Below are 24,230 nucleotides of genomic sequence, written 5' to 3' on the forward strand. Positions count from 1 at the left end.
GTAACATGAAGAAAATTTATATATCATTAGTGCTTGCCTGTAATCTGTTGGCTGTCGGTCGAACGATGGCGCAGGATTTATGGCCAGCAGTTACCAAAGAAATGAGGCCTTGGACGCGTTGGTGGTGGCTCGGTTCGGCTGTGGACCGACCTAATCTCGAACGCGAATTAACCTTATTTGAAAAAAGTGGTTTTGGTGGAGTTGAGGTAACACCTATTTATGGCGCTAAGGGATTTGAATCCAGCTACCTGAACTTTCTTTCACCACAATGGATGAATATGTTGGGGGTAACAACGGATAAGGCCAATGCCTTGGGCATGGGAGTGGATATTAATTTGGGAACTGGTTGGCCATTTGGGGGACCTCAAATCAAAGAAAAGGATGCCGCTACCAAATTGATCCTAGATGAATTTGAATTAAAAAAAGGTGAAAAAGTCACCTTTCCCTTAAAGCCTAAGGATCCTAAACAACATTATTTCTTTTTGCAGGCATTACGGGCATTTAGAACCGACAATAGCGAGATTAATCTGGATGATCATATTTCAAAGACTGCTGGAACATGGGAAGCCCCTACCGATATTCATTTAATAGCTGTCTTTTCTGGTAGAACAGGACAGAAAGTCAAACGTGCCGCTCCGGGCGGAGAAGGATATACGTTGGATCACCTGGGGAAGCGTTCTGTCGCATCTTATTTCAATAGATTTGCCGAAGCTTTTCAGGACAAACCATTGCATGTACGTGCTTTTTTTAACGATAGCTACGAAGTATACGGTGCGAATTGGACGGATGAATTTTTGCAATCATTCGACCGGATAAAGGAATATAGGTTACAGGATCATCTCCTGGATTTTGTAGGTAAGGGAAAGAATGAAGCTAAAACAGCAGGCCTTAAATCGGATTATCGTGAAGTTGTGAATATACTGCTTGCCCAGAATTTTTTGACCCCATTTACGGATTTTGCCCATCGTTTTAGCGCAGTCTCAAAAAATCAAGCCCATGGATCTCCAGGAAATCTGATTGATTTGTATGCGGATACAGATATTGCGGAGTGTGAAACCTTTGGATCCAGTAGTTTTGGTATTCCCGGATTAAGACGGGATACTGCTGATATCCGTAATGTGGATCCAGACCCCATGATGGCGAAATTTGCGACGTCGGCGACAAATGTATACGGTAAAAAATATACTTCTTCGGAAACATTCACCTGGCTGACCGAACATTTTAAAACTTCTTTGTCACAAACGAAACCAGAAGTCGAACAACTATTCCTTGCTGGAGTGAATCATGTATTCTATCATGGGACAACCTATTCGCCGAAAAATGTACCTTTTCCAGGATGGTTGTTCTATGCTTCCGTTAATTTTGTTCCACAAAATTCGTTCTGGGACCACCTTACCGGTTTGAATCAATATATTACACGTGTGCAATCTATCTTGCAATCTACGCGTGCTGACAACGAACTGCTGGTATATTGGCCCATTTATGATATTTGGAATAATGCCAAGGGAATGGATAAGGCATTAAAGGTTCATGATGTCGACGAGTGGTTACATCCGACGCAATTTTATAAACAAAGTGTTCAGCTGCAGAAACGGGGCTATAGCTTTGATTTTGCAACAGATAAAATTCTGGCAGGAACTACAGTAAACGACGGGAAATTACAAACCTCAAAGGATGCGATCCCTTATCGGGCAATTTATATACCTGCCTGTCATTATTTTTCTGAAGTGACACTGCAGAAAATCCTGGAAATGGCCAACCAAGGCGCAACTGTCATCTTCCAGCAATTACCGCAAGAGATTCCTGGATATAGCCAATTAGAGGAACGCCGTACACTGTTCAATAAATTAATTGCATCGCTAGGTTTCGAAAAGGATAAAGCGAATCAGTACACAGCTTTTGGAAGAGGCAAAATCTATCTTACGACAGATGTCAATTCGGCACTCGAAACAGAAGAGATCGCAGCAGAACGGATTAACCAAACAGGGTTGAAGTTTTCACGCAGAGCCGCTGGTAAGGACACGTATTATTATTTGGTCAATCATAGTGGACAGACTATTGATCGTAGCATTACATTAAATGCACAGGCTTCACATTATTCGCTGTTGGATCCTCAAACTGGGCAGACATATCAGTTGCCATCAGCTAACGGCAAAATACGGGTGCAGATTCCATCTGGCTATTCCTGGATAGTCCTTGCCTCAGCGCAACAGGCCGGAGAACCCTTTCGCTATCAGGATGAGTTAAACCAGGTGGCGCAATTGGATCGCGATTGGAAAGTGAGTTTTATGGCTGGTGGACCTGTTTTACCAAAGGCTAAAAAGCTCGATCAACTCTCCTCCTGGACAGATTGGGGAGACCAAGATGCTGTCAATTTTTCCGGAACAGGAGCTTATGAAACAACAATTTCGATCAATAAGGATCAATCAAAATCTTATCTATTGAAATTGGGCCGTGTTGCTGAAAGTGCAAAGGTCTATGTCAACGGAAAAGAGGCCGGTGTGTTATGGTCTATTCCGTTTCAGCTAGATATTACAACCCTGTTGGTAAATGGTGAAAACAAGATTCGCATAGAGGTTGCCAATTTAATGGCAAACCGTATCAGCTATTTAGACCGTAAAAAAGTTGCCTGGCGAAATTATCACGAAATCAATTTTGTCAATATCAATTATAAAGATTTTGATGCAAGCGGCTGGAAACCCATGGAAAGCGGTTTGATTGGACCTGTTACCATTTGGAGTTATTAAAAGCAAAAAGCAGTAAGCACTATTGAAAGCCTCGTATAAAACGAGGCTTTTTTTGGGGGCATTACTTTTTACAATTTTGATGGTTAAAATATACAAAAAAGAGTGCGCTTTAAGTTTTTAAAATTTGCAATTGTCTGGTTATCATGTAAGTTCAGGACAGTTAATCAAATGAGTTCTTTTAAATTGATTTACCAATATAAATCAGATTAATAATTAAAAAACTCAATCCATGAAAAACATAATGCGATATGGAGCCATTGTTGTGGCTCAAATGGCTTTTACACATGTATTGTACGCACAGGGGACACTGACGGGAAAAGTTGTTGATAATAAAAATCAGCCGATCAGTGGTGTTACAATCCAGGTAAATGGCAAAAATGAAGGGGCAAGCAGTCAAAATGGTGATTTCAGTATTCATGCAAAATCTGGTGACAATATTGTATTTCGTTCTGTGGAATACCAGCAGAAAGAAGTCCGCGTATCAACATTAGCATTTCTACGTGTCGAGTTGTTGCCGAAACAAGAAGCATTGGATGAGGTTGTCGTCATTGGCTATGGATCCCAAAAACGAACTAACCTTATAGCTCCGGTTTCAAAGTTTAATGCTGAGAATCTCGATGAGCGCCCTATTGCACGGGTTGATCAAGCCCTGATCGGACAGATGTCCGGTGTACGGGTTAAGCAATCTACAGGTGTTCCCGGAAAAGGGTTAAGTGTTCAGGTCAGGGGATCGGGCTCTATTACCGCTGGGAGTGAACCCTTGTATGTCATTGACGGTTTCCCACTGTCAACGGCCTCACAAAACGGCTCGGGAAACTATGCCTCAGGAAATCCGCTGGATAATATGAACCCAAACGATATTGAATCTGTGGAAGTCCTAAAAGATGCATCTGCAGCTGCAATTTATGGATCCCGGGCAGCAAACGGAGTTGTTTTGATCACCACAAAACGCGGAAAGAGCGGCCAGGCTAAAGTAAGTCTCAATTCATACATAGGCATTTCCGAGGCTTATAAAAAATTGGATATGTTAAATGGTGAAGAGTGGATAGATAGAGCGGTGGAGATGATCAATGCACAATGGGAAGCCTCGGGTACCGGAAGGCTGGCAAGCCAAAGCAATGCCGAACGACGGAAAATATTGGGACTCGCCGAGGGGACATATAATACATCTTATATGTATGATGACCGTTGGTTGGAACCCGGACGTCCCGGGCTTTACCTTATCAATTGGCAAGACGAAGCGTATCGAAAAGGAGTGATCCAAAACTACCAGGTTGCGGCTTCGGGAGCGACAGAATTTGTCAATTATTATGTCTCGGGGAATTATCTCAATCAACAAGGTATTGTGAAAGGCTTGGATTATAAAAACTATACTGCCAGAGCTAACGTTGAAGTAAAACCGAATAAAAAATTCGCATTTGGTTTAAACCTAGCACCTACCTATTCTATCGGAAATGACCCCGGAGTGGAAGGAAAGGATAATATCATGCATCAGATTTATTCGATGTCACCTGTTCAGGACCATCCTGCTGGAACAGTAAACGTTTTTGACAATGAAAAATATCCTTGGAGTACTTCAACAAATGATCCCATTGCCAAATTGAATTATTATATCGGGGAAAACAAAATTTCACGTTTACTGGGGACAGTTTACGGACAGTACAATATTCTTGATAACTTCAATTTTAAGACTACAGTTAATTTGGATCAAACCGATAGCAGAAGTAATAGATTTCAGCCCTACACTGTAGGCGGAACTTTGGCTAACCGAACCAACAATCCGAATCAAGCTACCTATGGCTCCAACAGTGTGTATCGAAAGCAAACTTTTGTAAACGAGAATACGTTAAATTATCATCTCAATTTTGACAAACATGATATTACCGCTTTGCTGGGGCAAGCCTATAATTTTGATAAACTTGAAACTTCTTCCATCACCTCGCAGGGAGGTTATACCAATAGTTCGATAACAACTTTGAACGGTGCCGTTGCTACAGTTGCCTCAACAGGCGCAACGCAAAGTGTCTTGCTTTCTTATTTTGGGCGTGTGCAATATGCCTATGACGGTAAGTATTTGCTTTCTGGAAGTATTCGTCGGGACGGCTCATCGCGTTTTGGATCCAATACAAAATGGGGTTGGTTCCCATCATTGTCCATGGGCTGGCGTCTGTCACAGGAGCGTTTTATGAAACCAGTTACCTTTATCAATGAGCTGAAATTACGCGGAAGCTATGGTGAATCAGGGAATAACAATATAGGTGATTACAGTAGCATTGCCTTGTTGGGCTTTTACAATTATTCGTCAAATGGCCTTTCCGTTTCTGGACAGGCACCAAGCAATATCATTAATCCGGATCTAAGATGGGAAAAATCGCGGACTTATGATGTGGGATTGGATTTTGGCCTTTTGGGTTCCCGCATTACAGGATCATTTGACTGGTATACCCGGAAGAGCAGTGATTTATTGCTAAATGTTCCTTCCATGCTTTCGACAGGTTTTTCTTCCTATTTGGATAATGCAGGAGAGGTTAAAAGTAAAGGCTGGGATTTAGAGATCATTTCCCATCAGGTCAGAAAAGCAGATTTTTCATGGTCTACCTCTTTTAATATTAGTCATAATTCCAATAAAGTAACAAAACTTGATGGTGAGCAAAAGGAGATTTTAATACCGTCCTCATTTGATATCCAGCATAGTCTTCTACGGATTGGCGAGCCGATGTATAGTATTTATGTCGTTAAACAAGACGGTATATTGACTCAAGCAGACATTGATGCTGGGGCTGCGTTGTATGGTAGCCAAAAGGCAGGCGATCCAAAATATGTGGATGCCAATGGAGATGGTGTGATTGATGCGAATGACCGTGTGATTGTGGGGCATCCAAACCCAAGTTATGTATGGGGGATAACCAACAACTTTAAGTATAAAAATTTTGATTTGAGTTTTATGTTCCAAGGCCAGAATGGTGGTCATATCTATTCTTTATTAGGACGTGCCTTGGGACGTACCGGTCAAGGATCATCAGACAATGCGCTTGGATTTTATCGGGATAGATGGCGTTCAGAAGAGGATCCTGGAGAAGGTCGTGTTGGAAAAGCTTATTCAACGTTTGGACGGATTAAAAATACAGATTGGCTGTATTCGTCGGATTATTGGCGTTTACGCAACGTCACGCTTGGTTATAATATCAAAGACCTGAAATTGGGGAGTCAGTCCAAGCTTAGTTTAGTCCGTTTATTCGTGACATTGGAGAATTTTTGGGGAAAGGACAAATATGATGGGGGTGTAAATCCGGAATCTTCAAACACAAATCTAAGCGGAAGCTCTGATTATCCCGAGGCGGGTGATTATGGAGGCCTGGCAATTCCAAAGACAATGACATTTGGTTTAAACGTAAATTTTTAGAATGATGAAAAAATTGAGCCTATTTTTTTTGATAGCAGGTCTATTGGGATCTTGCAAAATGGATCTGAACCAGCAACCAATTTCGAGTGCTACTTCAGATACCTACTTTAAGACAGCAAATGATTTTATTCAAGGATTGAACGCTATATATAACAGTACACGAGGATATCCTGATCGCCTGATGAATCTCTCGGAAACACGATCGGATAATTTGTACGCAGTGTCGGACGGCGGAGTGCGTGATTGGGAAGGGATCAACAGTTTTCATAAAACGATTGCCAGTAACCCCTATGTGATAGAAGCTTGGCAAACAAATTTTAACGGCATCTTTCGTGTAAACAATTATTTGGAACAACTTGCGGCGAATGGTTCCACGGCTATTATTGATGAAAGCCTTCGCAATAGAATGGAAGGCGAAGTCCGGTTCTTACGTGCATTTTTTTATTTTGATTTGATCCGATACTTTGGCAAAGTGCCACGGATAGACAAGGTGGTATCCGCCAGCCAAGCTAAAAGCATTGGCCGGAGTAACGTGGAGGAGTTGTATGCTTTGATTATTGAAGATCTGAACAAAGCTATTAATGCGCTGCCTGCACCTAGTGCGTACGCTGCTGCAGATAAAGGCCGTGTCAATAAATACGCTGCAAGAATGTTGCTTGGCTTGGTCTACATGACACGATCGGGGCCCACATTGGGCGTTGAAGGTGCGGGTTTGAACAGTAATGAATGGGGGAAAGCGGTGGAGCAGTTTAACGAGGTGATCAACAGCAATGAATTTACTTTGCTGACCAGCTATAATAGCATTTTTGATTACGGTAATGAGCGCAACAAAGAGGTGATTTTTAATATTGAATATTCAAGCGGCGCTAATCCTGTTGTTGGGTCAACATTTCCTTGGGTGCTTGTACCTGATAATTGGTTCAATTCACTCGGTCTAGCCACGCAAGGAGGCTTAACAATCAGGCCAGTATCTGACGACCTGCTTAAGCTGTATGATACAGGTGACAGCAGAAAGACGTTCAGTATTCAGCAAGGATATATTTATGGCAATGTTGCTGAGACAAGATCATTTGTTAAGAAGTTTGTGGACCTTACCAAAGTGCCTGCAAACCGAATGGATTGGCCGATCAATTATATTGTATTCCGTTATAGCGATTTACTGTTGTTAAAGGCGGAATGCATATTGAATGGCGCCTCTGGGAACGTTCAAACGGATGTAGATGCGGTCGTCAATCAAATCAGAAAACGCGCCGGATTGACAACTGAGCTGACGAATGTCACTAAATCACAGCTGATGGATGAACGCAGAAGAGAGTTTATTGGCGAAGGGGTGCGATGGTTTGATCTTATCCGCGGTGGTAGTGTCGAATCGGTCATGAAGGCTTGGATCAGGAAAGAGGACGTCGCAAAGCAGATGTTAGATTTTCAAGTCAATTATGTCCTATATCCGGTGCCACAGTCAGAACTGGACAATAGTCCGGGCTTGTATACACAGAATCCCGGATATTAATATCTTAATTGATTTAATCGCCCTTAGCATTTAAGGGCGATTTTTTTATTTTTGGCGCCAGCTAATGACAGGATTGAACAGGATGGTTATTACAAATCATCCTGTTACTTTTAACCAACATTATAAGCCTAAGGGGAAATCTGATTATTTTTTTAAGCCAGTCGTCCTATAAAGCAATAAGTAAAGATCATACAACATTTTCATTATCTCGTATAATGAAAACCGATTTTCACTACCGAAGATCAACAAGGGAAAGAATAAAATAATACCTAAATAATACTTTAATGATAAACTATTTAACAATTAGGTTTGATCATCATGTAAAGAAGTACACTTTTTTGCTATTTATGGCGATGCTGTGCACCTTGAATTTATTTGCTCAAACCGCTAGGACTGGAAAAGTAAACGATGAAAAAGGTTCACCTGTTCAAGGTGTGACGGTACAGGTAAAAGGCAAAACTATGACGGCAAAGACCAATGCCGATGGGTCATTTACCATCAATGCACTGCCATCGGATGTATTGGCCTTCAGAAGCCTTGGTTTCGAATCCCAAGAAATTTCTGTGGGTAGTCGAAATAACTTCAATATAGTTCTTGCACAAAAGGTCGATGTCATGGACGAAGTCGTGGTGGTTGGTTATGGCACGATGAAAAAAAAGGATGTGACGGGTTCGATAGCGAGTGTGGGTGAGAAAGAACTGAAGGCAATGCCTGTGAAAGATGCATTGCAGGCAATGCAGGGTAAGGTGGCTGGTGTTGATATCACTTCGAACCAACGTCCGGGAACAACAGGTAGTATAACGATAAGAGGTGTACGATCGATCACTGCAGATCAGGGACCACTGTATGTAGTCGATGGGATGGTATTACAGGCCGGTGGCATTGACAATATCAATCCGAGTGATATAGAGACCATTGATGTCTTAAAAGATGCTTCTGCAACAGCTGTCTATGGTTCACGTGGAGCGAACGGTGTTGTTTTGGTGACGACCAAGCAGGGAAAAAAAGGACGTTTAATGTTGAATTATGCTGGTACGGCAACTTTTGAGAAAATGTACGATGTCACAGAGTACATGGATGCTGCGGAATGGTTGGATTATGCGCGTTTGGCGAAATTCGGAACGACGACACCAGATTATGCAAAGGATCTTTCTAGATGGGGATCTGTAGCTGCCTCATGGGCAAATATTGCTAAAGGTTGGACTAATAACAATACTGTATGGGATCCAAGCCTAGTCGGTAATTACGATTGGGCAGATCTTGGACGTAAAAATGCCTTATCGACCGAACATACTTTAAGCGTTTCAGGGGGAGGGGAAAACTCCAAAGGTTATGGTTCTTTTGGTTATCTTAAGCAAGATGCTACACAACCCGGTCAGAAATTTAATCGCTATACTTCAAAAGTAAGTTTTGAAGCTACGCCAACAAAATGGTTTACCATGGGAGCTTCAATAAACACATTCTTCTCCGATCAAGATTATGGCTATAATTTCTCTAAATCTGTAACAGGTGCAGGTGACTATTACAGTGCTTTACGAGGTATGTTACCTTGGACAGTTCCTTATGATGACAACGGAAACTATCTGAGAAATCCTGCTGCGGGTGATATCAATATCATCAATCCAATTAATGAATTGGAATATAATACCAATCAACGTCAGACTTTTGGCGCCAATGGTAGTTTCTTTAGCCAATTGGATTTTGGACAGATTTATGAGCCATTGAAAGGTTTAAAATATCGGGTGCAATTTGGACCTGAGTTTAGATATTACCGGTTGGGTTTAGCAAATGCAGCCGAGGGAATAAATGGTGATGGAAATAATGCGGTGACTTATTCAACAAACCGCAATTTAGCTTGGACTTTAGACAATTTGATCTATTACGACCGCGATTTTGGAACGGATCACCACCTTGGTATAACCTTGTTGCAGAGTTCTTCCAAGTATAATTCTGAATCAAGTAATATGAAAGCCACGGATGTGTATAGCGCAGAAGAATTATGGTATAATATAAATTCAGGAGGTTTTATCGGCAGTTGGGGAACGGGCTTATCTGAGCGACAAATGGAATCCTATATGGCACGTGTAAATTATAGCTATAAGGACCGTTATATGTTGACTGCTTTTGTGCGTTGGGATGGATCTTCGGTATTGGCACCGGGGCATCAATGGAGCTCATTTCCTTCCGTAGCTGCATCATGGCGCATTGACCAAGAAAATTTTATGAAAGACGCTCGCTTTGTCAATACACTAAAATTGCGTTTGGGAGCTGGTATTGTTGGTAATGCCGCAATTGGACCTTATCAAACGAAAGGATTATTGACCCAAAATTTTTACAACTGGAGCGCGACGAATTCAACACCAGGATATGTTGCCTCTGATCCTTCAGCTGCTAATCCGCAAAAAATGGCCAATCCAGAATTAGGCTGGGAGCGTACGACCCAATATAATTTGGGTATAGATTATGGCTTTCTAAATAACCGAATCAGCGGTGCTTTGGACATGTATAAAACGAAGACGAATGATCTGTTATTGGCCATGACGCTAAACTCTGTTTTAGGCTATGGGGCCACAATGGCAAATGTTGGTAAGACTTCAGGCTGGGGGATTGACCTTCAGATCAATACAATCAATGTTAAGAATGATAACTTCCAGTGGAATACGACTTTAACTTGGTCCAAAGACAAGAATAAAATACTCGAATTGAATAACGGACGAAAAGAAGATTTAACCAATAACTGGATTGTTGGTCAGGAGATTCAAGTCCCTTATGATGTGGTTTACGATGGTATTTGGAAAACCTCAGAAGCAGAGGAGGCTAAAAAATATGGCGCTAAACCCGGACAGATCCGTGTGAAGGATATTAGTGGTCCCGATGGTGTTCCTGATGGCAAAGTAGATCGCAATTATGATCGACAAGTGTTAGGATCCTATCGTCCAAAATGGTCTGGCGGGATTATGAATACATTCACCTACAAAAACTTTGACTTATCTTTCTTTATTTTCTCGCGTTGGGGACAGACCATAAACGCTGGAGCTGCTACTTTGGATGGTCGTTATATGCAGCGCAAATTGGACTACTTTATTCCGGGCGTTCATGAAGATGCTGAATATTATCAGCCAGGCTCAAATGGTGAAGCGGCAGATCCTTGGAACTCTTCCATGAATTACCGTGATGGATCATTTATCAAGCTAAGAAATGTAAGTTTAGGTTATAATTTTTCGAAAACAAAATTACAAAAACTTGGCATCAGTAATTTTAAGGTTTATGCACAGATCATGAACCCGGCGATGTTGTATTCAAAAGTGGATTTTCTGGATCCAGACTTAGCAAGTTATAATAATAATACAACGCAAGCCGGCTCCGCCATCACCACAAGAGGAGCTGTGATCGGCGTGAACATAGGATTTTAAGCAGCAAAAGGATTTAAAAAATTGACTCTCATGAAAAATTATAAAATATTAGTTGCTTCAATGTTAGGTGCGGCAGGATTATTAGTATTGAACGCCTGTAGTAAAGACTTTTTGAAAGAGGAGCAGATTACCATACCGGATACAGACTATTTTAAAACTCAGGCAGGGCTAGATGATTTAGCAACCGGTGTTTACTCCAAATTGAAATTTAAATATAATTATACCTGGGGGATGGCCCTGTTCAATCTAGGTGTAGATGAGTTTACGGATGCAAATAATGCTTCCCCAAGCTTTAATAGTTATAGTATGGATCTTAATCCTGCTGAATCAACTTATGGAGGTGGAAATATTCAGCCGGTGTTTGATAATATGTATAGCGGTATCGAATCGGCCAATACCCTGATTCAAAACGTACCCTTATATTATGATAAATCCAATGCCAATTATAATACACGTCTTGGCGAGGGATACTTTATGCGGGGCTATTTCTACTTACAGTTGATTGTACAGTTTGGAGGTGTCCCCCTGAAATTGACCCCGACCGAAAAGGTTGAATCCTATTTTACTAGAGCTTCTGAAGATGCTTGTTTTGCACAGGCCATAGCGGATCTTGAGCAGGCTTATACGTTGTTGCCGGCTTCGGCGACAGAATTTGGGCGTGTAACAAAATCAGCTGCAGCACACTACATTGCTAAAGCACGATTGACTCGATCGAGTGAGCTATATGCCGCTTGGAATTCAAAATATACCGCGGAAGACTTAGATGCTGTCATCAAATATGGAACGGAGGTCGTGGCGGCACATCCCCTGGTAGATGATTACGTAAAACTATGGGATTATCAAAAGGCCAATAGTGCTAACGAAAAAGTCTCGGAGGTTGTTCTGTCGGCACAGTTTTCGGACGACCAGGCAACCTGGGGGCGTTATGGAAATCAGATCCATCTTTACTACCCTGCTGTTTATCAAGATTTAGGCGGAACAAGCCGCGATATCTCCGGTGACCGTGAATTTTCTTATGCCCGTACCACAAATTATACGCTGGATGTATTTGACAGGGTGAATGATTCACGTTTCTGGAAATCCTTTATTACGATGTATGGTGCCAATAATACCGCTAATGCCCCTGTCTGGACTGCAGCTAATGCATCGCTTGGGCCTGAAGGAACTGTTGTTGGAACGAAGCGGTTTAAAGGTGGAGAGCTGGGTATTAAATACATTGTCAACAACGCTGGCGATACACGCTACAAAGCAGTGGCCGGTGATGCAACAGGAGTTCTTAAAAATGGCGTGATGCAGAACCCGCATACTTTTGTACGTTACTTTCAGGGAGAACCTCAAGCTTGGGTGGGTCAGCATGGAAATAACGGATACTTTGGTGTTCAATCACGTTATGTGGCGCTTTCGAAGTTCAGAGATGGCTATCGGGTTAGTATAGCGTCTGCCAATGGTACGCGAGATGTTATTATGGCGCGCTCGGCGGAAGATGTCTTAATGGTGGCCGAAGCCTATATCCGCAAGGGGGAGGGCCAATATGCCAATGCTATACAGTGGATCAATAAATTGCGCAGTCGTGCTGGCTATAAAAGTGGTGAAGACCGAGCGAAGAATGTCGATGGCGGACAAGCCTACAAGAATAATTCCTATGCTGTTGGAAAGGGCGGCGGCTTTTCTGCGGAAGGAGCAATCTATTGGGAAGGAAACTCATACTACGAATCCAATAATGATATTGCGAAAACTACGGCCTCTTCCGAAACACAGATGCTGATCAATTCTGTCGCTGACATTTATAATTCAGCAGTTGATGCGCCGATCTACGAGAAATTGGGGGCAACAAGCAATGCACAGAAAATGATGGCATTTTTGTTGAATGAACGCACACGTGAATTGTGCGGTGAACTTTACAGATGGGAAGATTTGGCGCGCACCAAAACATTGGAAGCGAGATGGAAAGCCTTTAATGATGGTTATGTGCGCGGGAATACAGTCTTTAGTCCAACTACACATTACTATCGACCGATTCCGCAATCTTTCTTGGATGCAACAACCAATGAAAGCGGTGCCGCATTGACGCCTGCAGAAAAACAGGCTATGCAAAATCCAGGCTATTAATTTTTGATGGTAATAAACGTGAACCTGACCTACCTGTTCTGAATGGAATGGGTAGGTTTTTTTTTATCAAAATGTAAGCGATTGCAGGATAGCGCAGGATAGGGAATATTGCTGATTTTGGTATCTTTCGGTTTGATTCTCATTGCATTGGGAATCGGAATAAACCAAATTATAGATCAACGGAAGGGAAATGTTCACATGGATAGAAGAGTCTTCTTAAAATCAAATGCATTTTTGTGGGCGATGATGGTGTTACCTTTAGATACGGCAGCTAAAAAGGGTATACTGGAGTCTCCTTATTTTAAATTGAAACCGATTGGAAGATCCTTACAATTGGTAGATTACTTTATTTGGTGCTCATCTCCGATTTGGGGCGACGATGGTAAGGTTCATCTTTTTTATTCACGTTGGCGAAAGGACAAAGGGATGGGTGGCTGGATCAAAGGTTCCGAGATAGCGCACGCAGTCGCTGATTCTCCCTATGAAACATTCCAACATAAAGATGTTGTTCTACAACCTCGGGAAGGATTTTGGGATAGTACCACCTGTCATAATCCACTGATAAAAAAGATAGCGGATACGTATTATCTTTTTTATATGGGAAATTCCAACGGAAAGACAGATACCAAAAGGATAGGCGTAGCAACGGCGAAAAACCTGGATGGACCATGGAAACGGCAGGATAATCCAATCTTATTGCCTGGCGTGGAGGGGGCATGGGATGATCATTGTACCACAAATCCTGCATTTCTAAAAGGTAACGATGGTAAATTTTGGTTGTATTATAAATCTTGGAATACTGCTGAATATCTGCGGGATAAAGGTCCTGTTAGAGGAAATCGAAAGTATGGATTGGCCAAAGCTGAACATCCCTTGGGACCATATGTGAAAGTATCAGAGCATCCGGTCATTGATTTTTCTGATCGTCCGCATAATGCACAGCTTGAAGATGCTTTCGTATGGAAACAGGATGAACAGTATTGTTTATTAGCAAGGGATATGGGGTTTTACAATCACGAAGATGGATTGATCTTAAAATCATCAGATGGCGTTAAATGGTCTGAACCGCAAGTGGCTTATCTAGGTTTATCGACCTATATTCAGGAACCGCCCCCACCAGCCAACTTGAAGCGCTTCGGCAGGCTTGAGAGACCTATGGTCCTGATGGATGAAATAACGGATAAACCGCGTTTCCTTTTTGGGGCAACGCAGGGTGGTACAGCCGGAACCTCGACAGCCTTTGTATTTGAGATCGTGTGAAGAGTATGCCATAATCATGTTTATTCTGAGAAAATAACTGCAAGTTTTGCTTCTGTATTGGGAAGATCGATGCAAGTGGGCTGAATTTGGCAGCTGATATAAACAAGTACAACCAGAAACAATTATAAGCCAATGAAAAAGATTTTTAGTATGCTCCTCGTCATTTTTGCATGTGTAGCAAGTCAAGCGCAACAAACATCCTGGACCAGTGCAAAGCAACCCTTAAAGGAAATTGAACAGCTTAAAAAGATCATTGTTGCTCCTACATTTGAAAAGAAAGATTATTCCATCGACGATTTCGGTGCTATTGGAGATGGCAGGACAAAAAATACTGTAGCCTTTAGAAAAGCAATTGAAACGTGCAATAGGCAGGGTGGAGGGCGCGTAATAGTCCCGAAAGGAGTCTATCTGACCGGTGCAATCTATTTGAAAAGCAACGTCAACCTTCATGTCAGCGAAGGGGCAACCGTACGCTTTAGTCGCGATAGTGCTGATTATCCGATGGTATTCACGCGTTGGGAGGGCATGGAATGCATCAATTTTTCTCCTTTCATCTATGCGTACAAAGAAGAGAATATTGCCATCACAGGAAAAGGATTGTTGGATGGAAATGCCGATAATGATCATTGGTGGTATTGGTGTGGTGCCCGAAAATATGGATGGCACGAAGGCCGCCCTGGAGAACAAAAGCCTGCCCGGGCAATTTTGCATCAGCAGATGGCTGAAGAGATGGACCCGTATAAAAGAGTATTTGGCGACGGCAATTTTCTTCGCCCCAATTTTGTGCAGCCTTATTTATGTAAAAATGTCTGGATTGCTGACGTCAAGCTGATTAATTCTCCGATGTGGAATCTTAATCCTGTCCTATGTGAGAATGTATTGATTGAAGGTGTGAAAGTGGTGAGTCATGGACCTAATAATGACGGCTGCGATCCTGAAGCAAGTAAAAATGTATGGATCAGAAATTGTTATTTTGATACCGGCGATGACTGTATTGCTATTAAATCGGGAAGAGATGAAGATGGCCGCAATATTGGTCGACCTGCGGAGAATCATATCATCGAAAATTGTGAAATGAAAGATGGTCATGGCGGCGTCGTTATCGGTAGCGAAATTGCAGGCGGAGCCAGAAATATCTATGCACTCAACAATGTCATGGACAGTCCAAATTTGGATCGGGCTCTACGGATAAAAACCAGTTCGAGCCGAGGTGGGATCATTGAGAACGTTTTTTTTTATAACACGGAAGTGGGGCAATATAAGGAAGCGGCTGTACGATTTAATATGTTTTATGAAAAACCCGGAAAACATATTCCAACGATTCGCAATATCTGGGTCGAAAATCTCCATGTTAAAGGTGGTGGAAAGTATGCTGTGCTCTCCACGGCATACGAATCTTCACCTATAACCGATTTTACGATGGTCAATTGTAAAATTGATGGTGTAAAAGAAGCGTTTAAAGTTGATTACCTCAAGAATGTCTTGCTAAAAAATGTTATTGTCAATGGAAAAGAAATCAAGTCTTTCGATTAACGTAACACAACCATCGATGGTTACCATCGATGGGAAGTATAAACTCCAGTGACTAAGAAGTAGCTACCGGTCATTAAAAAGATCTGCACATAGCTAATTCATGAACTAATTATTGATATGATACGAAAGTATTTGATTTTTTGCGGTTTGCTAGTTGGGACTATCCTGGAGATAGCTGTTGCCCAGTCAAAACATTGGCAAGATAACGATCGTGTACTGCATTATACCGAGGATAAAGGAGATTTCTTACTGGTGAATGGAAGATATCGATTTAATCGTGCTCTTTATGGTAATAACCTGGCATCCCGTGTAGAAGCAGGCGATTTACCTGAATTTGCATTGTACATGCCGGGGATGGCAGGGAACTTACAGTTTGTTCTCAACAATAAGCAGCAGCGAAAAAAAGTGATTGATGCCGATCATATTGAGACAAGGTATCGACCCGGAGCGATGTATTATCGCATCAAAGATGCCTTACTTGGAAATGGTTATATCGATATCGTTGTAATGGCGCAGGCCGATGCCGAAGGGATGATCGTAAAATTACAGGCGGCGAATATTAAACAGGATGCACATCTTTACGCTGTCTATGGGAGAGCTAGCGGAAAAACATTCAGTAGAAATGGCGACATAGGTGCAGATCCAGAATCGGGGTTTTATCTTCTTCCTGCATATTGTGAACAGAATCAATATACACTGGAAAAAAATAGTTTTGGACTTAAGTATCAAAATAAGAAAAATGAGCCCCAATTTATTCAGGGTAGTTTTTCAGGACTCTCAGCACTACGGATGTCAGATGCTACCGTTTTGGATGATCTCTCTAATCTGACGAAAACGGAGAATAAGGGTAGTCCTATCCTTGTCGGGAAATTTATGCTGACTAAAAAATCAAGTTATATTCAAATCGCTAAAGGGAAGCGTTCTGCTGCGGAATTTTCTGAAGGCTCATTGGAAAAGATTTATGAGCTAGCGGATCAGAAAAGGGTTTCGCTGGCTAGTCGGGTTAAAATAAACACACCGGATCGATACATCAATAATTTGGGGGCAGCGCTTTCGGCAGCCGCTGATGGAATTTGGGAATCGCCTACTTTCTTGCATGGAGCTGTGGCATGGCGTATGCGTTTGAATGCTTGGCGGGGAGCTTACACCGCAGATGTATTGGGATGGCATGACAGAGCGAAAGAACATTTTTCGAGTTATGCGAATTCGCAGGTTAGAGAACCCGCTGCTGGACGGGTGGTGATGGATACAACTTTGCACTTAGCTCGACATTTGGAAAAAATGGGTACTTCTATGTTTTCAAGCGGCTACATTTCTCGGAATCCAAATAATAATACGGTACCCCATCACTACGATATGAACTTGGTCTTTATCGATCAATTGTTGTCACATTTTAATTATACAGGGGATGTTGCTTATATCAAAGAGATGTGGCCAACGCTGACTCGGCATCTCAACTGGGAAAAGCGAAATTTCGATCAGGACAATGATGGCTTATACGATGCCTATTGTGCAATATGGGCAAGTGATGGTTTACAATATTCCGGTGGCGCGGTCACGCACACAACCGCCTATATGTACCGTGCCAATCAAATGATGGCCAAACTCGCAAAGGTAATAGGTGAGGATGCGACGCCCTACCAACAAGAAGCAAATAAGATTCAAAAAGCGCTAAAAGATCGACTTTGGTTGCAAAAGAAAGGTCATTTTGCCGAGTTCCAGGATGCGCTTGGCAATCAGCTTATACACGAAAATGCGGGTTTGTGGACCATTTATCATGCCGCAGACGCTGCTATCCTGGATGATTTTGAAAGCTACCAAAATCTCCAATATGTAACTAACTATTTGCCAAAGATTCCTATTCGTGTCAAAGGACAGGAACAGCATGACCTGTATACATTGCCGACGACGACATGGCAGCCTTACACTTGGTCGGTCAATAATGTTGCTTTGGCAGAGAATCTACAGACAGCATTGGCCTATTGGCAATCTGGTCGGGCGGATGATGCCTATCAGCTCTGGAAAAGTAACCTCATGGAAAGTATGTATCATGGGATCAGTCCCGCCAACTTTCAGCAGCTTTCCCACTATGATGCATTTAGAGGCGAATTATACCGTGATTTTGCCGACCCGATCGGTGTAGCATCTCGTACATTAGTCGAAGGATTATTTGGCGTGCATCCACGTCTACTGGACAAACAATTGTTTCTTAAACCTGGTTTCCCATCGACATGGAATTTTGCACAGATTGAAATGCCGGAATGGAGTTATACGTATAAGAAAACTAAAACTGCTGTTACATTTCAGATTAACACGCGTTATGCGATGCCCGTAAAACTTGCTTTGGAAGTTTCCGTAGATTTTACCCAGGTGAGTGCTGTTAAAGTCAATGGAAAAGAAGTCAAGTGGTCATTAAAGTCTTCCGCTATAAATGGGGCATGTATTGTTGTTGAATCTGAAGCTGAGCGGAATTTCGACATCACGATAATGGGGGATGGCAAACTCGAAAAGATGGATACCAAAAATGTGGAGCAAGTTTTCACCGATCAATGGGCTTTTCCCTTACCTGCTAATACCCAATTGTTGGAAAGCTACGATCCTCAAGGAATTATCCAAAAGAAAGCCGGTCACAAATTTTCTTTTGTCCAGCATGAGCGGGTAGGAACCTTTTTCGTGAAGCTTCAACAGGGAGCTATGGTTTGGTGGCAGGCAGTTGATATTCGGCTATTACCGCCTGTAAATTCAACTATTCTGCGTAAAGAGCTAAACTATTTTTTGATGGTGGAAAACCGTTCTGCTCAGCCACAACAACTGGTAATTGATCATCAGGATTTTCAAACAGCCTTCAGCTTGAGATCAGGAGAAATAAAGAAATTGGAACTTCCCAACAATATCTTTTCAAAGGGAACAAATCGCGTTAATCTGGTTGTGGGAACTTATCGCCAAACAGTAGATTATATCGATTGGAATATCGATGATAAACCTGATTTTTTAGCGGAAAATTTATCGAGTTATTACAACGCGCGTTTGACGGATATCTTCCAACAGAAATATCTTTCGCCAAGACCGGAAGGGCCAACCTTGCAGCTGCCTTGGCAGGGAATAGGCAATTGGTGTTATCCATTGACGACGGCAAATATTGACGACAGGGGAATCATGAAAAAAGGCAAGCAAGGGGATCTAATATACCTAGGTATTCCGTTTCAGCTAAAAAATGACTCCAAAAATGTGGTCTTTGTCAGTCAGTGGGATAATTATCCAAAAAGCGTCAAAATACCTTTAGCCGGCCAGGCCAGCAAAATGTATCTCTTGGTCGCCGGTTCTACAAATCCGATGCAATCCCAGCTTATCAACGCCAATATTAAGGTCAATTATACTGATGGAACTTTTGATACGTTAGATCTCATCAACCCGATCAACTGGTGGCCTATCGAACAGGATTATCTCGATGATAATCACGCTTTTGAACTCCCCGATGAACGAATTCCTTACCGAATCAGTCTGAAGTCTGGAGAGCTTTATAAGGGCGGAACCTGGAGTCATTATACCGATATCAAGGGGTATAGCAATCGTGCCATTGATGGTGGAGCAGCTTCATTATTGGATTTGCCTCTAAACAATAAAAAGAAACTTCAATCAGTAGAGCTTATCGCCGTAGCAAACGATGCGGTCATCGGTCTGATAGGTCTCACTTTAATGCGATAGATAAATTGAGAATGTACTCCGGAATTTCCGGAGGAATCTTGAACACGAATATAGTATGCATAAAAATCCAATATAGATGAAAAAGAAGTTTAGTATTATTTTCACTTTCCTTGTAAGTGTTTTAAGTCCTATGTTAGTCCTAGCGCAACAAGGAACCAAAATTAATCGGGAAAATGTCGTTAAAAGGCACAATGTCTCCAATCATACCATGGATACATTAGCTTCGCTCACAGTCGGTAATGGTACCTTTGCCTATACGGTCGATGCTACAGGAATGCAGTCTTTTCCCATTTATTATAAAAATGGGGTTTCCTTGGGAACACAGTCAGAGTGGGGATGGGATTCCTTCCCCAATACAAAGAACTATAAATTCGAAGAAACATTAAAATCCTACGACTTTAACAGCGAAGGGCGGAACGCGCAATATAGCATCCAATTGAAAGAACCGGAACGCAATGCAGAAGCTGTAAACTATTTTAGGGAAAATAAACACCGTCTGCAATTGGGTAACGTGGGCTTGGAACTTTATTTGAAAAACGGGCAACGGGCAACGGCACAACATATCCAGGCTATTCGACAGGAGCTGAACCTTTGGACGGGTATTATCACAAGTGAATTTCAGATTGAAGGAGAACCTGTCTCTGTAAAAACCACATCGTATCAAAGCAGTGACCGCGTTGCAGTACATGTCGCTTCGCCATTGATTGCACAGCAAAGGCTGAAAATATTTGTACACTATCCTTACCCAAGCGGAAAATTTTTGGATGAAGGTACCAACTATGATCAGGTGAATGATCATAAAACAACGATCGTAGCTCAATCTGCACATGTTGCAGTGATAAATCATCAGTTGCAGGGAGCCAGTTACTTTACACAATTGGATTACTCACAGGGAACTTTAAAAAATACGGCTTCACACTATTTTGTGTACCAACCAGCTCCTGAGGTCAAAGAGTTTGATTTTTCATTTGCATTTGCGCCCACAAACAACTTTGATAAGAAGAGGATCCAGTATATGGATGCAGCAGGTGAAAGTGCAAGGTCCTGGAAGCATTTTTGGGAAAGTGGTGCTGCGGTTGACTTTGCGGGTAGCACAGATCCAAGAGCCAATGAGTTGGAAAGAAGAGTTGTACTCTCTCAATATCTGACAAAAGTACAATGCGGAGGAAGTAATCCACCCCAAGAAACAGGTCTCACTTTTAATAGTTGGTATGGAAAGCCACATACGGAAATGCATTGGTGGCATGCTGTGCATTTTGCATTATGGGGACGTCCTGAAATTATGGAAAAAACATTGGATTATTATTTTAGGACCTTTGAAAAAGCGAGAGAACTCGCAAAACGACAGGGCTATCAAGGGGTTAGATGGATCAAAATGTCCGATAACGAAGGGAATGAAAGCCCCTCATCGGTAGCTGCATTTTTAGTTTGGCAACAGCCACATATTATCTATATGACCGAATTGGCCTATCGGGACAAAAAGGATCTCGCTGTCTTAAAAAAATATAAGGATCTCGTATTTGCCACAGCTGATTTCATGGCCGACTTTGCACATTATGATCAGGCAACGGGTCGCTATAATGTAGGCAAGGGAGTTATTCCTGCACAAGAAGTTTTCAAGGCTTCCGAGACGATGAACCCGACGTATGAGGTCGCCTATTGGGATTGGGCACTTCGTATAGCGCAACAATGGAAGGAGCGTCTGGGAGAACCCAGAGTGACCAAATGGGATCAAGTTATTGAAAAACTGGCCCCCTTACCAAGTAAGGACAACATCTACTTGGCCACTGAAACTGCTCCCGATTCTTATACGTACGATCGTTGGATGATGGACCATCCCGCGGTACTCGGTGCATTAGGGATGGTTCCTGAATCACCGAAGCTAAATAAAGCGGTGATGAAAAACACACTGGATGTCGTTTGGGAGAAATGGCATTGGGAAAAGACCTGGGGGTGGGATTTTCCCATGACGGCCATGAATGCTGCTCGTCTGAATCTTCCCCATAAAGCGCTGGATGCATTATTTATGAATGTCCAAACCAATACCTATCTCAAAAATGGACATAATTATCAAGATGAACGCCTGCGGATCTATTTACCAGGCAATGGTGGTGTGCTCACGACCGTAGCGATGATGCTTGAAGGGTGGGACGCTTCCAACAGTGATTTACCAGGGTTTCCAAAAGATGGCTCATGGGTTATAAAAAAAGAAGGATTTAAAAAAATGCCCTAATATATCCAACCGAACACCCTCATCCTAAAATTGAACTGTCCATTGAAAAATAGCAGTACAGTACAGGATGATGAAATCGGACACATTTTATAGTATTGTAATAACCAATATAAACAGGTATAACCCCAGCTTTTGTTCATGAGCTTGAAACTTTCATTGTTATGAAAAAATATATATTTCATTTATGTTTTTTGGTATTCGCTCTTTCCTATTAAATATTTATAAACAAATCGTTAATTTTATAATTAATAAAATCTAACAATGACCAATTCCGTAAATCAATTTTTAAAAACTTTAGAAATTAGCGATTTTTCTGCCACACCTAAGTATTTGCAATTGGCAAATACAATTATCGATGCTGTTAAAAATGAAACATTGGTCAGAGATGATATGCTCCCTTCTATTAATGAGCTCAGTGCATATCTGGAAATATCACGTGACACTGTAGAAAAAGCATACCGCTATCTTAAGAAAAATGAAATTATAGCATCTAACCCCGGAAAGGGGTATTATGTGAATAAAACGGATGTCGAATCCAAACTTAAGATAGCACTCTTTCTAAACAAACTAAGTGCCCATAAAAAAATAGTATATGATTCCTTTGCAAAAGAGTTGAGTGATTATGCCAACCTGGATCTATTTGTATACAATTCAGACCTATCGTATCTGAATACATTGTTGGGAAGCTTAACGAAAACATATGACCACTATGTTCTATTCCCCCATTTCAAAGAGGGAAGGGACAAAGCGCCGGATATCATTCGTAAGATTCCGGCAGAGAAACTCATGTTATTGGGTAAGTTCATCGAAGATGTGCCCGGAGATTTTCCTGCAGTCTACGAAAATTACGAACATGATATTTACTCCGCATTGGAGGAAGCTAATGAAGTGCTGAGTAAGTACAAAAACTTAAAACTTGTATTTCCTGACTATAGTGATTTTCCAAAAGCTATTATTAAGGGCTTTTATAAGTTTTGTCAACAATATGCTTTTGAACACGAGCTCGTATCCGACATTGATGAAGAGAAAGTAGAGAAAGGAACATGTTACATCAATATTATTGAAGATGATCTGGTGAAATTGTTGAACAAGGTTATTCAGAAAAAACTGGTTATAGGAAAAGATGTTGGTATCATTTCCTATAATGAAACTCCATTGAAAAAGTTTATCCTGAATGGTATTACAACAATATCAACTGATTTTGAAATGATGGGAAGAATGGCTGCTGAGTTGATTATAAATAAATCTAAAGATCGCGTTGAAGTGCCATTCTACTTGAAACTAAGACCTTCTGTTTAATGCTAATGCGCTCCTATTTCAAGGTACAGATGATCATGAAGCGTATATTGGTTCTTCATGTTTCAGCAGGCGAGCGGGCGGTAGTGAAAGGAAAAGACGATTCTTTTACTTGAGGAACAGGCTAATAGAAAAAGCAAAAGGCTGATCTACTTAAATAAATCAGCCTTTTGCTTGTATAATTACGATTGAAAACTTCGTTTATTTCTTTAAGGTCTTCACAGGAAACAGATCAATAACACCTTTTGCAACCTTGCTGATATTATTAATTGCTTTTTCTGGGTTATCAACATCGCCCGAACCACGTGCCTGCCAAATTACCGAATTTGTTTTACGATCGATGGCTTCGATGATCAAATGGCCGTAGCGATAGCGTTCTTTTGCAACTGGATAATAACCTCCGCCATAGTAGTAAGGTGAAAACCATGGACGGTACCAGCCCCAAGGGCCTCCCCATCCGTAATAACCACCGCCGCCATAGACCAGACGGCTTTTATTATTGACAATGGTAATATATCGAAATAGTAAATCAGGATTATCTTTAGAATATTGTAAGCCCTTTGCCTCCAATGCAGTATTCGCGGCATCCAGGATATTGGTTTTAGCGATATCGTTGTCAAAATAAGACTTCGAAAGCGAGTCTACCGGAGGTAGCCAAGCATAGGTCTTGAAAGGAGTAAAATCCATCTTTTCTACCCGAGTGGTATTGTATTGATAAGACGAACATGATGCGAGTGCAACGCAAAGCACCAAAAATAATAGAATCTTTTTCATCGTAGTAATTTGTTTATTAACTGTGATGAATCTACCATGAGTATATTGTCGCTACATTCAGCAGTACACTCATGATGGTTCATGGCCTATATGGAACTTATATTTATTTAACTAATTTGTTTTTATTCTTTATCCGCATACCTTTCAATTGTAAAAACAGTACAGTTGACGGTCTTCATGGCAATTGTTTTTCACCGTCCGGGATGCTACCATCCTTTTTGATTTTACAATCTATTACTTTAGACAA

The 24,230-nt window shown here is 41.6% G+C and carries 11 protein-coding genes; 10 read left to right on the forward strand and 1 reads right to left on the reverse strand.

Going from position 1 to position 24,230, the window contains the following annotated elements:
- Positions 1–5 precede the first annotated feature (5 nt).
- From OK025_RS10380 to OK025_RS10425, 10 genes are all read left to right on the forward strand, one after another.
- Positions 6–2,747 (forward strand): glycosyl hydrolase, encoded by a 2,742-nt coding sequence (locus OK025_RS10380; protein WP_317669399.1) that lies wholly within the window; start codon positions 6–8, stop codon positions 2,745–2,747.
- Between the two features lie 229 nt (positions 2,748–2,976).
- On the forward strand, positions 2,977–6,150 hold the full coding sequence (locus OK025_RS10385) for a TonB-dependent receptor (RefSeq protein ID WP_317669400.1): 3,174 nt from the start codon (positions 2,977–2,979) through the stop codon (positions 6,148–6,150).
- Between the two features lies 1 nt (position 6,151).
- Positions 6,152–7,660: a RagB/SusD family nutrient uptake outer membrane protein gene (locus OK025_RS10390; protein ID WP_317669401.1), complete on the forward strand. Its 1,509-nt coding sequence runs from the start codon at positions 6,152–6,154 to the stop codon at positions 7,658–7,660.
- 284 nt (positions 7,661–7,944) lie between these two features.
- Positions 7,945–11,073: a TonB-dependent receptor gene (locus tag OK025_RS10395; protein WP_317669402.1), complete on the forward strand. Its 3,129-nt coding sequence runs from the start codon at positions 7,945–7,947 to the stop codon at positions 11,071–11,073.
- A gap of 30 nt (positions 11,074–11,103) precedes the next feature.
- On the forward strand, positions 11,104–13,182 hold the full coding sequence (locus tag OK025_RS10400) for a RagB/SusD family nutrient uptake outer membrane protein (protein ID WP_317669403.1): 2,079 nt from the start codon (positions 11,104–11,106) through the stop codon (positions 13,180–13,182).
- Positions 13,183–13,380: 198 nt separating this feature from the next.
- Entirely contained in the window at positions 13,381–14,442 is a 1,062-nt protein-coding gene (locus OK025_RS10405) for a glycoside hydrolase family protein (protein ID WP_317669404.1), read from the forward strand.
- A gap of 132 nt (positions 14,443–14,574) precedes the next feature.
- Positions 14,575–15,975 (forward strand): glycoside hydrolase family 28 protein, encoded by a 1,401-nt coding sequence (locus OK025_RS10410; protein ID WP_317669405.1) that lies wholly within the window; start codon positions 14,575–14,577, stop codon positions 15,973–15,975.
- Positions 15,976–16,092: 117 nt separating this feature from the next.
- Positions 16,093–19,680, forward strand: a complete 3,588-nt coding sequence (locus OK025_RS10415) for a DUF4450 domain-containing protein (protein ID WP_317669406.1) — start codon at positions 16,093–16,095, stop codon at positions 19,678–19,680.
- Between the two features lie 76 nt (positions 19,681–19,756).
- Entirely contained in the window at positions 19,757–21,913 is a 2,157-nt protein-coding gene (locus OK025_RS10420; RefSeq protein WP_317669407.1) for a hypothetical protein, read from the forward strand.
- A gap of 261 nt (positions 21,914–22,174) precedes the next feature.
- Positions 22,175–23,212, forward strand: a complete 1,038-nt coding sequence (locus OK025_RS10425; RefSeq protein WP_317669408.1) for a GntR family transcriptional regulator — start codon at positions 22,175–22,177, stop codon at positions 23,210–23,212.
- 198 nt (positions 23,213–23,410) lie between these two features.
- Here the strand turns inward: OK025_RS10425 and OK025_RS10430 are convergent, their stop codons facing one another.
- Complete coding sequence (locus OK025_RS10430; RefSeq protein ID WP_317669409.1) at positions 23,411–23,983, reverse strand: DUF4136 domain-containing protein; 573 nt, start codon at positions 23,981–23,983, stop codon at positions 23,411–23,413.
- Between the last annotated feature and the right edge of the window lie 247 nt (positions 23,984–24,230).

The sequence above is a fragment of the Sphingobacterium sp. UGAL515B_05 genome, from assembly GCF_033097525.1.
Taxonomy (GTDB): domain Bacteria; phylum Bacteroidota; class Bacteroidia; order Sphingobacteriales; family Sphingobacteriaceae; genus Sphingobacterium.

Bases quoted from the DNA above. Each gene is read 5' to 3' on its own strand.
- OK025_RS10415 (WP_317669406.1), top strand. From the start codon at position 16,093: ATGATACGAAAGTATTTGATTTTTTGCGGTTTGCTAGTTGGGACTATC.
- OK025_RS10390 (WP_317669401.1), top strand. From the start codon at position 6,152: ATGATGAAAAAATTGAGCCTATTTTTTTTGATAGCAGGTCTATTGGGA.
- OK025_RS10400 (WP_317669403.1), top strand. From the start codon at position 11,104: ATGAAAAATTATAAAATATTAGTTGCTTCAATGTTAGGTGCGGCAGGA.
- OK025_RS10385 (WP_317669400.1), top strand. From the start codon at position 2,977: ATGAAAAACATAATGCGATATGGAGCCATTGTTGTGGCTCAAATGGCT.
- OK025_RS10410 (WP_317669405.1), top strand. From the start codon at position 14,575: ATGAAAAAGATTTTTAGTATGCTCCTCGTCATTTTTGCATGTGTAGCA.
- OK025_RS10395 (WP_317669402.1), top strand. From the start codon at position 7,945: ATGATAAACTATTTAACAATTAGGTTTGATCATCATGTAAAGAAGTAC.
- OK025_RS10425 (WP_317669408.1), top strand. From the start codon at position 22,175: ATGACCAATTCCGTAAATCAATTTTTAAAAACTTTAGAAATTAGCGAT.
- OK025_RS10420 (WP_317669407.1), top strand. From the start codon at position 19,757: ATGAAAAAGAAGTTTAGTATTATTTTCACTTTCCTTGTAAGTGTTTTA.
- OK025_RS10380 (WP_317669399.1), top strand. From the start codon at position 6: ATGAAGAAAATTTATATATCATTAGTGCTTGCCTGTAATCTGTTGGCT.
- OK025_RS10430 (WP_317669409.1), bottom strand. From the start codon at position 23,983: ATGAAAAAGATTCTATTATTTTTGGTGCTTTGCGTTGCACTCGCATCA.
- OK025_RS10405 (WP_317669404.1), top strand. From the start codon at position 13,381: ATGGATAGAAGAGTCTTCTTAAAATCAAATGCATTTTTGTGGGCGATG.